The following is an 11,643-nucleotide window of genomic DNA, read 5'->3' as shown; positions in this document are numbered from 1 at the left end:
TGCGTATAACTCCGGGTAGCGGTCCGCCCCTGCCGAATCCGACACGGGGGCCCCGGTCCCCAGGGGCATCTTCCGCAATGGTCCCCCGAAACCGCAAGGCCCGCCTTTCGCGGACGGGCCTCGCGTACACGGACCGTGTCTCAGCCCAGGACCTGCGCCGCCGTCGGCGAGGAGTCCTTCAGGAACTGGGAGCAGCGCTCGTACTCCTCCTGCTCACCGATCGCCTGCGCGGCGCGGGCGAGGGCGTGCAGGGCACGCAGGAAGCCGCGGTTCGGCTCGTGCTCCCACGGCACGGGGCCGTGGCCCTTCCAGCCGTTGCGGCGCAGCGCGTCCAGGCCGCGGTGGTAGCCCGTGCGGGCGTACGCGTAGGACTCCACGGCCGCGCCCCGCTCGAACGCCTCGTCGGCGAGCTGCGCCCAGGCGAGCGAGGAGGTGGGGTGCGCACCGGCGACCTCGGCGGGCGCGGCACCCGACGCGAGCATTTCCCGCGGCCCGGGGTCGTCGGGGAGATGGGTCGGGGGCGGACCCCCGAGAAGGTTCTCGTGAATGGACATGCCCCAAGTCTGCGCCATCCCGCTCACCTGCGGGCACCGGTCCCATTGAGCTGCGGGCACCGTCCCGCTCAGCTGCGGGCAGCCGTACCTCCCCCCACTGCCTCCCCTCAGTGCCTCAACGGCCCGGGAGGTGCCTCCCAGGGCGGCACGGGTGGGCACAGCGGCACCCCGCCGCCACGCGGGCTGCGCACCCAGCCGACCCCAGCACCAACTCCCGGCACCGGGAAACAGCCTCAGCACCAACCCGGCCCTACCCCAACCGCTTCCGCACCGGCTCACCCTCCAGCGGTGGCGCCGTCACTGCGCCGTGCCGCAGGCACTCCGGCCGCTTGCAGTCCGGCGGCGGTCTGCGTACCACCGCGGCCGCGATCAGCGCCCCCACCACCAGCGCCCCCGCACACCACCCCATCGCCTTCCCGAACGCCGTGTCGAAGGCGGCCGGCTCCCGGTACGCCTCCTCCCCCATCCCCGCCAGCAGCGGCAGCGCCGCCACCGCCATCAGCCCCGCCGCCCGGGCCGCCGCGTTGTTGATGCCGCTGGCCAGCCCGGCCCGCACCACGCTCACCGAGCCCAGGACCGTCGCCGTCAGCGGCGCCACCAGCGTGACCAGGCCCAGCCCGAGCACCACCAGCGCCGGCAGCACATCGGCCGCGTACGACGCCCCCGGCCCGACCCGCAGCATCAGCAGCATCCCGGCCGCGCACAGCAGCGGCCCCACCGTCAGCGGGATCCGCGGACCGATCCGGTCGGCCAGCTCCCCGGACCGCGCGGACAGCAGCAGCATCAGCACGGTCGTCGGCAGCAGCGCCGTACCGGCCGCGAGGGCCGAGTAGCCCACGACCACCTGGAGCTGGAGCGCGGCGAGGAAGAAGAACCCGCCGAGGGCCGCGTACACGCACAGCGTGACGAGGTTGACGGCCGTGAACTGCCGGGACGCGAAGATGTCCGGCGGCATCATCGGATCGGGCCGGCGCCGTTCGACGACCACGAACGCGACGGCCGCGGCCAGCCCGGCCACCGCCGAGACGGCCACCACCGCACCGCCCCCGCCGGCCTCGATCAGGGCGTACGTCACCAGCGCGAGCGCCAGCGCCCCCAGCACGGCCCCGAGCACGTCGAACCGCCCGTGCGCCCGATGTCCCCCACGCTCGGCTTCGCCGGAGCGGGCGGTGCCCCCACCCGACTCGGGAACATGCCGCAGGGCGACCGGCACACACAGCAGCGCCAGCGGCACGTTCAGCAGGAACACCCACCGCCAGCCCGGCCCGTCCACCAGCCAGCCGCCGACGAACGGCCCGACCGCCGCCCCGATCCCGCCGAAGCCGGACCACAGGCCCACCGCCCGCCCCCGGTCGTCGGGGTGGAAGGACGCCTGGATCAGCGCCAGCGACCCGGGCGTGAGCAGCGCACCGCCCACCCCTTGCAGGGCCCGCGCGGCGATCAGCACGCCCTCGTTCGGCGCGATCCCGCACAGCAGCGACGCCACCGCGAACCACACCACGCCGACGACGAACACCTTCCGCCGCCCGATCCGGTCCCCCAGCGCCCCGCCCAGCAGGATCAGCCCTGCCAGCGTGACCATGTAGGCGTTGACCGTCCACTGGAGCGCGGACAGGTTCGCGTCGAGGTCACGGCCGATGCGCGGCAGGGCCACATTGACGACGGTCGCGTCCAGCATCGCCATGCTGGAGCCGAGGACGGTGGTGAGCAGGATCCACTTGCCCTGCGGGGAGGCCAGCCGGACATCGGGCATGCTCGGAGCATACGGAAGAGCCCGGCACCACATCGGGTGCCGGGCTCGACGCGAGCGAACCGGGACTTACTTGATCTTCGTGCCGGTCGAGCGCAGGTTGCCGCAGGCCTCGACGACGCGCGCGGCCATGGAGGCCTCGGCCAGCTTGCCCCAGGTGCGCGGGTCGTAGGTCTTCTTGTTGCCGACCTCGCCGTCGACCTTCAGGACGCCGTCGTAGTTGCGGAACATGTGGTCCGCGACCGGGCGCGTGAACGCGTACTGGGTGTCCGTGTCGATGTTCATCTTCACGACGCCGTTCTCCAGCGCGGTGCGGATCTCCTCCTCCGTGGAGCCGGAGCCGCCGTGGAAGACGAAGTCGAACGGCGAGCCCTTGCCGAACTTGGCGGCGACGCCCTCGTTCAGCTCCTTCAGCAGCTCGGGACGCAGGACGACGTTGCCCGGCTTGTACACGCCGTGCACGTTGCCGAAGGACGCGGCGAGCAGGTAGCGGCCCTTCTCGCCCAGGCCGAGGGCCTCGGCGGTGCGGATCGCGTCGTCGACCGTGGTGTAGAGGGAGTCGTTGATCTCGTGCGAGACGCCGTCCTCCTCGCCACCGGTGGGGGTGATCTCCACCTCGAGGATGATCTTCGCGGCGCGGGCCTGCTCCAGCAGCTCCTGGGCGATGGAGAGGTTGTCGGCGAGGGTCTCGGCCGAGCCGTCCCACATGTGCGACTGGAACAGCGGGTTCAGACCGGCCTCGACGCGCTTCTGGGACAGCGCCAGCAGCGGGCGTACGTACCCGTCGAGCTTGTCCTTGGGGCAGTGGTCGGTGTGCAGCGCGATGTTCACCGGGTACTTCTCGGCGACGATGTGCGCGAACTCCGCCAGGGCGACCGCGCCGGTCACCATGTCCTTGCTGTACTGACCGCCCAGGAACTCGGCACCACCCGTGGAGATCTGGACGATGCCGTCGCTCTCCGCCTCAGCGAAACCGCGCAGGGCCGCGTGCAGGGTCTGGGTGGAGGTCACGTTGATGGCCGGGTAGGCGAACTTTCCTGCCTTCGCCCGGTCCAGCATCTCGTTGTAGACCTCGGGAGTTGCGATGGGCATGCGTCCGCTCCTTGTATCTGCGGGTTGACGTACTGCTGTGTCTAACGGCCCTGACCTAGACCTTGGGGTGCGACGTCATCGTCGGCCCCATCTTTCCAGACTTGGCCGGAAGGTCCAGGCCACCGTCCACGCCCTGGTCAGGTCCCGGTCAGTCGAGGCCCAGCTCGTCCTTGGAGAAGGCGAAGAGGTACGGCACCCCGGCGCCCTCCTGGATCTTCTCCGCGGCGCCGGTCGCCCGGTCGACGATGGTCGCGACGGCGACGACCTCGGCCCCGGCCTCGCGCACCGCCTCGACGGCGGTGAGCGGGGAGCCGCCGGTGGTGGAGGTGTCCTCGACGACCAGCACGCGGCGGCCCGCGATGTCCGGGCCCTCGACGCGCCGCTGCAGCCCGTGCGCCTTGGCGGCCTTGCGTACGACGAAGGCGTCCAGGCGCTTCCCGCGGGCGGCGGCAGCGTGCAGCATGGCGGCGGCGACCGGGTCGGCGCCCATGGTGAGACCGCCGACGGCGTCGAAGTCCAGCTCGGCGGTCAGGTCAAGCAGCACCTGGCCGACCAGCGGGGCGGCCTCGCCGTCGAGCGTGATGCGCCTCAGGTCGACGTAGTAGTCGGCCTCGAGACCCGACGACAGGGTCACCTTGCCGTGCACCACGGCCTTGTCCTTGATCTGCTGCAGCAGCGCGCCGCGTGTGTCCGTCATGGCGCCCAGCTTAGAGGCGGCGCCAGCTCCAGGTCGTGGTGGCCTCCAGCGGCTCCAGGGGCGTGACCAGGCGCGGCATGGTGTTGAGCCCGTTGGGCGGGCCGGTCTGCGGCTCCACGCACACGGCCTCCTGCTGCTCGTCGTAGACGACGACCCACTCCTCCCGGCTGGCCACCTTGAGCTCCAGCTGCCCGGGCCAGGTCAGGGTCGCCTCGACGCCGCCGGGCATCCCGAAGCAGTCGTCCCAGGGGCCGGGCTTCGGGTCGAGGCGGTTGCCGGTGGGCAGATGATCCTCGCCGCGCTCCTCCTGCCAGGCGGGGGTGAAGTCGAGGGTCACGTCCTCGCCGCCGAGGTTCCGGTTGAACCAGGGGTGCCAGCCGATCTGCGCCGGGAAGGACGACTCGTACGTCTCGACGGACATGGTCAGCGTCAGCGCGTCCTCGGTGAGGGCGACGATCTGGGTGACGAGCCCCGGGTGGGGCCAGGGAGCGACGAGCTCGCAGGTGAGGACGGCCTCGTCCGTGCTCGTGCGGGCGGTGCGCCAGGCGCTGTCGCGGACGGTGCCGTGGATGGCGTGGGGCGGGGCGTTCAGCGGCATCTGCCGCACCTCGGCGCCGTCCAGGAACCGCCCGTTCCGGATCCGTCCGCACCAGGGCACCATCGGGAAGCACCCGAAACGCTCACCCTGGCGGAGCAGTTCGACGCCGCCGATCCGCAGCCCTCCGACCCGGCCGCCGTTGCCCGGCTGCACGGTCACCTCCGCGTCACCCGCGGTCAGCGTGATGTCTTCGTCACTCACGAGACGACCCTACTGTGGGGTGATCAAGTGGGCCTCACGGGTTGCGGGATGCTTCGGCCATGTCCACCCGGCCCACGCGGTGGCCTCCGGCGAGGATGCGCCCTGACGGAACCGGCCCCGGCATGCAGCGGCGCTCGGGCCTCCGGCGAAGAGGCGCACTGGCTGAACCGGCGCCCAGCGCCCAGCGCCCGCCAGCCGGCACGCGGCAGCACCCAACCGCCCGACACGGATACGCACTGGCCCCATCGGCCCCCCGGCACGCGGCAGCCGCTCAGCGGCGTCTGCGCAGGGCCCGGACCGCCACGATGGCCGATGCCAGCGCCAGTGCCGCCGCGGGGGCCGCCCAGCGCAGCGGGGCCGGGGGCGTCACGGTCTGCGGCGCGGGTACGGGGGCGTACCGGCCGCGCGGCGGCGCGTGGTCCACCTCCTCGGCACTGCGCCCGATCATGGTCCGCCGCGCGTGCGCCGCTTCGGCGATGTCCTCCTCGTCGTCCTCGTCGTCCTCGTCCTCCTCGTCCGCGGGTCCGAGGGAGGAGGGCGGAACGTCCGCGCCGAAGACGGAGGGGCGCTCGGGGGCCGGGGGTTCCTCGGTGAGAGCCGGGGGTTCCTCGGCGGGACCGGAATCGGCAGCGGTTTCCTCACCGGCCTGCGCCCCCGTCCCCTCGTCGCCCCCGGCCGGGGACGACGCGGCCAGGTGCTCCGCGAAACGGTTCAGCAACCGGGCGACCGCCCCCTCCACCGCGTCCGCCGGGAAGTCCTTGATCCGGCCGTCCGCGGACGCCGTGCCGTCGTACACGACGGTGCAGCCGTCCTCCGCCTCGCGCAGCGCGATCCGCAGGGCGATCTTGACCGAGCCGCTGCCGCGCGACTCCTCCGCCTCGCCCTCGACGGCGTACGCGTCGTCACCCCGCCGGGACACCCGTACGGCACCCCGGTACGTGACGGAGTGGCTGCCGACGCGGATCTTCAGCCGCCCGGCGACCGGCTCGGCGCCGGCGTCCTGTTGGAGCCCGGGAACAGCCCGGGCGACCCGCGCGGGATCGTCCAGCACCTCCCTGAGCCGCTCCGCCGGAACCGGAACGAACACCTCGTGCTCCATGTCGACGGACTCTACCCAGCACAGCCCGAAACGCACCCCCGCCTGAGGGATTCACCCCCCAACCACCCCCGCCAGGCGTATCCTCCCGGCCCGCTCGCCGGCCGCCGACAGCAACTCCCGGCCGCTCAGTACCGCGGGTGCACCAGTGTCGACGCCGGCAACCCCGCGATCCGCTCCGCCCGCGCCGCCCGCTCCCCCGCCGCCAGGGACGCCTCCGTGAGGACACTCGGCCGCGGACCGTCCGGGTCGAGCCGCGGCCGCGGGTCCGTGCGGGCGGCCAGGACGAAACCCCAGTCCCGGGGCGCCGGGGAACGGCCGGCGGGAGCACGGCCGGGCCCGGCGGCGACACCGGCGCGACGGCCGCCCGTGCCGTACGGGGCGGTGTCGAAACCGGCCGCGCGCAGCGTCGCCTCGATCGTCCAGTACACCCGGGGGCGGGCAGCGACCGGCCCGGCGTGCACCACGAGCCGCCCGCCGGGGGCCAGCACGCGCCGCGCCAGGCCGTAGAACTCCTGCGAGTACAGCTTCGTGCTCGCCGTGATGCCCGGGTCCGGCAGATCCGAGACGACCACGTCGTACGTCGCCGGGGTCGCCCCGCGCAGCCGGCCGAAGGCGTCCTCGGTCGTCACCCGCACGCGGGGGTCGCCGAAAGCGTGCTGGTTGAGCGCGGACAGGGCGGGGTCGGTGCGGGCCAGCCGGACCACCTCCGCGTCCAGTTCGACGACGTCGACCCGGTCCACTCCGGGGTGGCGCAGCACCTCGCGGGTGGCCAGGCCGTCGCCGCCGCCGAGGATCAGCACGCGCGCGTGCGGCCCGCTCATCGCGGGGTGGACGAGGGATTCGTGGTAGCGCAGTTCGTCGCGTCCGCTGACCCGCAGCCGGCCGTCGAGGAAGAGGTCGAGGGGCCTGCCGTGCGTACCGCCGGTGAGGACGACCTCCTGCACTCCGGTCTGGAGTGCCACGCGCACGTCCCCGCCGTACACCGCCTGCCGCGCGGCCCGTTCGAAATCGTCGACGAGGACGGCGGCCGAGGCGAGGATCGCGAGGACGAGGGCGTTGCCGAGCAGCAGCAGCCACCGGGCGCGCCGGGTCAGGTCCCGGCGGAACAGGCCGAGCACCAGCGCACCGCCGACGACCGCGTTGACCGCGCCGGTGAGCAGCGCGCCGGTCAACTGCCCGAGGAACGGCAGAAGAAGGAAGGGGAAGGCGAGGCCGCCGACGAGGGCACCGACGTAGTCGGCGGCGAACAGATCGGCGACCGCGCCGCCCGCGTCCTGGCGTCGGATGCGCTGGATCAGCTCCATCAGCAGCGGAACCTCGGCGCCGATGAGCAGTCCGGTGGCCAGGGAGAAGGCGACCAGCAGACAGCGCGGCCCACTGGCCCACACCCCGCCCCAGTCGCCGGTCCACGCGAACACGGCGTACAGGGCCATCGCGCTGCACCCGCCGACGAGCGCGAGGGTGGCCTCGACAGCGCCGAATCCGGCCGCGGCGAGCCGGCACAGCCGCTTCGCGGCGAGGGAGCCGATGCCCATCGCGAAGACCATGACGGACAGCACGACGGACGCCTGAGTGACGGAGTCGCCCATCAAGTACGAGGCGATCGCGACGAGTTGCAGCTCGTACACGAGTCCGCAGGCGGCGCAGACGAACACCCCCGCGAGCACCAGGAACCGTCCGGTGCCGGGCCGGACGGGCAGTCGCGCCGGGCCGCCGGGGCCGCCCGGGGCGCTCCGGGGCGGCGGGCAACCGGGTGGGGCGGGCGCGTGCGGCTCGATCACGCTGCGACGTTACGTCACGCCTCGACCGCGGTTCGTCACCCACACGTGTGGTGCTGGTTTACAGAGGCCGCATCTCGATACGCGACTCGATCGGCCGCATGCGATCGGCCGCATGCGGTTGGCCGCATGCGGTTCGGCCGGCCGGGCAGCAGTCGCCCGGGGTCAGTCGGCGAGGACCGCCGCCGGTACCCGCACGCCCACCCTTGTACGGGTCGCCACCAACTGCCCGTCCTGCGGGTAGGCGTGCCAGGTCCGCCAGTGCACCTGCCCCTCGTGGTGCTGGGCGAGCAGGGCCGTGAAGGCGTGCGGGCTGCCGGGGAAGACACCGGCGAGGCCGTGCGGATGGTCGGAGACGAGGGCCAGCAACTCCTGTGCGCGCCCCGCGAAGGAGCCGGGCGAGAGGACCTCGACCCGGGCCGCGAACTCGTACTCCCAGTCGCCCACCCGCTTGGCGACGCCGAGCGGCAGCGGAGTGCTGCTGCCCGCGATGCACGCCACCGTCTCCGAGCAGATGCCCCGCTTCTCCTCCAGCAGGACCTGGTGGGACGCGCCGAGGAGTCGCAACTGCAGTTTGCTGCCCATCAGTTCGAGGTCGAGCGTGGCCAGTGCGGGAAGCGGCTCGCGCCCCAGGGCCCAGGCGAGATCGGCCGCGCGCGTGTCGGTGTAGGAGGTGTTCAGGGTCGTGAGCATGGATCGGCTCCGCAAGCACGCAAGGAGAGGGAGATGGGTCCGCTGCGCCCCGGTCGCACCGGGGGATGTCGGCCCGGGTCAGCCCAGTCGGCCGGTTACAGGAAGGTGTCCGCAGGACGTCCGAGGGGCTGCGTCGGTGGCTTAAAGGGAATCATGAACGGTGGCCCCGCCACAGCGTTTTTACCCAAGTTCGTAGGGTTTCCATCCCTCAGAGGGCTCCACAGCTCAACTGTTCAACCACGGCGTGCGCCGGTGCCGGGGAGGCGTGCGCCGGTGCACTGTGATCCGCGCCCGGAACCGCGACGGACGGGAGCCCGGGGTTCGGGACTGCTCCCGAAAGAACCGTTTGACGCGCGCAGTTGCCGGAGTCACACCCGTACCCGGGGCGCTCGGCGCGAGTTGTCCTACAGGCATGAGACGTTGCCAGGATCCACCCGAAGGCGCCCGACAGGAGTTCGAGCGACCATCCGTCCGGGACTCCGGACATGACGACGCGGGGCCCGCCCAGGTGCGGACCCCGCGTTCGGTGGCTGCGGCTTCCCCCGTCGTGAGGACGGCCGACGTCAGTCAGCTGCCTCCGCCGCCGCAGCCACCGCCACCACCCCCGCAGGACGAGCCGCCGCCGCAGGAGTGTCCCCCGTGGTGTCCGTCGCCGCCGGAGGAGCCGGAGTCTCCCCCGCCGGCCCACCAGCTGCCGCTGCTGCTGCTGCTCGAACCGGTGGACGCCCACGCCCCGCGACGCGTCGTCCGACCGGCGCCTCCGCGCGAACCGCCCCTACGTGCGAGGGACACCAGCGCCCCGACGAAGAGGACTCCGATCACCGCCAGGATGATGCCTACGATCATGGCGTCACCCTCCTTCCGTTTCCCCCGAAGCGGCCCCCCGTGGGCGCCTCGCTCTTGCGTGAGGCGGTGATGCCCTCCCCGCGCACGGCCCAAAGCAGAGTTGAGGAACTCCAGAGCTTCGGCGCAGGATGACCGGCATGACCTCCAGCGCGCGCCCCTTCCTGAACCGCCGGCTCGCCGAGTTCGGGACGACGATCTTCGCCGAGATGTCCGCCCTGGCCCTGAGCACCGGCGCCGTCAACCTCGGGCAGGGCTTCCCCGACACCGACGGCCCCGAGGAGATCCGGGAGGCCGCCGTACGGGCCCTGCGGGACGGCCGCGGCAACCAGTACCCGCCGGGCCCCGGCGTCCCGGAGCTGCGTACCGCGGTCACCGCCCACCAGCAGCGCCGCTACGGCCTGTCCTACGACCCCGACACCGAGGTCCTGGTCACCGCCGGCGCCACGGAGGCCATCGCCGCCGCCCTGCTGGCCCTGCTGGAGCCCGGTGACGAGGTGATCGCCTTCGAGCCGTACTACGACTCGTACGCGGCGTGCATCGCCATGGCGGGCGGGCGCCGGGTGCCGGTCACCCTGCGCGCGCACGAGGACGAGGGCCGCTTCCGTCTCGACCTCGACGAGCTGCGCGGCGCCGTCACCGACCGCACCCGGCTGCTGCTGATCAACACCCCGCACAACCCGACCGGCACGGTCCTCACGCGCGAGGAGCTGGCCGCGATCGCCGAGCTGGCGGTGGAGCGCGACCTGCTGGTGGTGACGGACGAGGTGTACGAGCACCTGGTCTTCGACGACGCCGAGCACGTGCCGCTGGCGACGTTCCCGGGGATGCGCGAGCGGACGGTCACCATCTCCAGCAGCGGCAAGACGTTCTCGTTCACCGGCTGGAAGGTCGGCTGGATCACGGCGGCCCCGGAGCTGGTCACGGCCGTGCGCTCGGCGAAGCAGTACCTGACGTACGTCTCGGCGGGCCCGTTCCAGTACGCGATCGCCGAGGCGCTGTCGCTGCCCGAGTCGTACTTCGCGGACTTCCGGGCCGACATGCTGGCCAAGCGGGACCTGCTGGCGGCGGGCCTGGAGAAGGCTGGATTCCGCGTCTTCCGCCCCTCGGGCACCTACTTCATCACGACCGACATCCGCCCCCTCGGCGAGAGTGACGGCTTCGCCTTCTGCCGCGGCCTGCCGGAGCGCGCCGGGGTCGTCGCCATCCCGAACGCGGTCTTCTACGACCACAAAGAGACGGGGGCACCCTACGTCCGGTTCGCATTCTGTAAGCGCATCGAGGTGCTGGCGGACGCGACGGAACGGCTCCGCAAGGCAGTCGAGCGCTGACCACCGTCAGAGGAGGCCGGTCGTCCCTGGCCTTCTTTTCGGCTCCGGTCGGCCCAGCAAGGTCCGCTTCGCCTTCTGCAAGAGGGACGACGTTCTCCACGAGGCCGCCGTTCGGCTGCGGCGCCTGGCTTCGTGACCTCATTTTCCCCTGCCGGCACGACCCGCTCGCCGTGCGCCTGGCTGACGCGGCCTTCGAGGTCCACCGCCCCCAGGGGACGTACTTCATGGCCACGGAAGCAGAGTGGTCGGTTCTGCGCCGCCGTCGAGCGGGAGTCGCCGGCTGCCGTGACGTGGCGCCCCGCCCGAAGCGCGCCCGCATGATCGGGTAACAGGTTCTTCAAAGGTTCTTCATCACCTCCGGCCTACGGTCGGGCTGCCCGCCGCGCCCGCGGTCGGGCCGACAGGAGGCGGGAGAACCGATGAGGACGAACCGGGTGCTGATGGCCGTGGTGACGGCGTCGGTCATGGTGATCACCCTGGCCGGCTGCGGCGGCGAGGGCGACGCTCCGAAGGTCCCGACGGCCGACGGCGACAACGCGTCCGCGGCGTCCGGCAAGACGGCAGCCCCGGGCGGTGGCGACGACGTGTCCGCGTATGTGAACGCCCAGCGCGAGTGGGTGAAGTGCCTGCGGGAGAACGGGGTCGACGCCCCCGACCCGGACGCCAAGGGGCAGGTCGACTTCGGCGACAACGCGGCGCTGAAGAAGGACACGAAGTTCCTGAACGCCTCCGAGAAGTGCGCCTCGCTCAAGGCGGCCGTCCCCGAGAGCCTCGAGAACGCCAACCAGCCCGAGCTCACCCCCGAGCAGATCAAGATCAAGCGTGACTACGCCGACTGCATGCAGAAGAACGGCGCCCCCGACTTCCCCGATCCCGGCCCCGACGGGACCGCGCAGGGCTCCGAGTGGGACCAGACGTCGGCGGGAGCCAAGCGGGCCACCCGGGTCTGCGCTCCGATCATCGGCGACCCGGTGGACCAGCCCGCGGGCAAGGGCTGACGATGACGG

11 protein-coding genes are annotated in these 11,643 nt (G+C 72.6%); 2 read left to right on the top strand and 9 right to left on the bottom strand.

The window, feature by feature from the left end; translation table 11 throughout:
* Nucleotides 1–140: 140 nt before the first annotated feature.
* The 9 genes from ACIRDU_RS14170 to ACIRDU_RS14130 all read right to left on the bottom strand — a co-directional run bounded on the left by ACIRDU_RS14170 (nt 141) and on the right by ACIRDU_RS14130 (nt 9,308).
* A complete protein-coding gene (locus ACIRDU_RS14170; RefSeq protein WP_033310134.1) occupies nt 141–554 on the bottom strand; it encodes a DUF3151 domain-containing protein in 414 nt (137 codons plus the stop codon).
* A 250-nt stretch (nt 555–804) separates the two neighbouring features.
* Entirely contained in the window at nt 805–2,307 is a 1,503-nt protein-coding gene (locus tag ACIRDU_RS14165; RefSeq protein WP_403578488.1) for an MFS transporter, read from the bottom strand.
* A 66-nt stretch (nt 2,308–2,373) separates the two neighbouring features.
* On the bottom strand, nt 2,374–3,396 hold the full coding sequence (gene fbaA, locus ACIRDU_RS14160; RefSeq protein ID WP_403578485.1) for a class II fructose-bisphosphate aldolase: 1,023 nt from the start codon (nt 3,394–3,396) through the stop codon (nt 2,374–2,376).
* 148 nt (nt 3,397–3,544) lie between these two features.
* Entirely contained in the window at nt 3,545–4,093 is a 549-nt protein-coding gene (gene pyrE / locus ACIRDU_RS14155) for an orotate phosphoribosyltransferase (RefSeq protein WP_184848200.1), read from the bottom strand.
* Nucleotides 4,094–4,103: 10 nt separating this feature from the next.
* Nucleotides 4,104–4,892, bottom strand: coding sequence for an aldose 1-epimerase (locus ACIRDU_RS14150; RefSeq protein WP_403578481.1), 789 nt, complete (start codon nt 4,890–4,892; stop codon nt 4,104–4,106).
* 271 nt (nt 4,893–5,163) lie between these two features.
* Entirely contained in the window at nt 5,164–5,991 is an 828-nt protein-coding gene (locus ACIRDU_RS14145) for an SRPBCC family protein (protein WP_403578478.1), read from the bottom strand.
* 125 nt (nt 5,992–6,116) lie between these two features.
* Nucleotides 6,117–7,772 carry a polyamine aminopropyltransferase gene (locus tag ACIRDU_RS14140; RefSeq protein WP_403578475.1) on the bottom strand — a complete coding sequence of 552 codons (1,656 nt, stop codon included), beginning with the start codon at nt 7,770–7,772 and terminating at the stop codon, nt 6,117–6,119.
* Nucleotides 7,773–7,934: 162 nt separating this feature from the next.
* Entirely contained in the window at nt 7,935–8,462 is a 528-nt protein-coding gene (locus ACIRDU_RS14135) for a DUF2617 family protein (RefSeq protein ID WP_403578472.1), read from the bottom strand.
* Between the two features lie 567 nt (nt 8,463–9,029).
* Nucleotides 9,030–9,308, bottom strand: a complete 279-nt coding sequence (locus ACIRDU_RS14130) for a hypothetical protein (protein WP_403578469.1) — start codon at nt 9,306–9,308, stop codon at nt 9,030–9,032.
* A 128-nt stretch (nt 9,309–9,436) separates the two neighbouring features.
* On the opposite strand from ACIRDU_RS14130, the gene ACIRDU_RS14125 reads away from it, so the two are divergent.
* Together ACIRDU_RS14125 and ACIRDU_RS14120 are read left to right on the top strand one after the other, a co-directional pair.
* Nucleotides 9,437–10,636, top strand: a complete 1,200-nt coding sequence (locus ACIRDU_RS14125; RefSeq protein WP_403578466.1) for a pyridoxal phosphate-dependent aminotransferase — start codon at nt 9,437–9,439, stop codon at nt 10,634–10,636.
* 419 nt (nt 10,637–11,055) lie between these two features.
* Entirely contained in the window at nt 11,056–11,634 is a 579-nt protein-coding gene (locus ACIRDU_RS14120; RefSeq protein ID WP_403578463.1) for a hypothetical protein, read from the top strand.
* Nucleotides 11,635–11,643: the final 9 nt, after the last annotated feature.

This window comes from Streptomyces sp. NPDC093598 (genome assembly GCF_044764825.1).
In the GTDB taxonomy this organism is placed as follows: Bacteria; Actinomycetota; Actinomycetes; order Streptomycetales; family Streptomycetaceae; genus Streptomyces.
The sequence above is the reverse complement of the archived record's forward strand: the minus strand, read 5'-3'. Positions and strand labels throughout refer to the sequence as shown.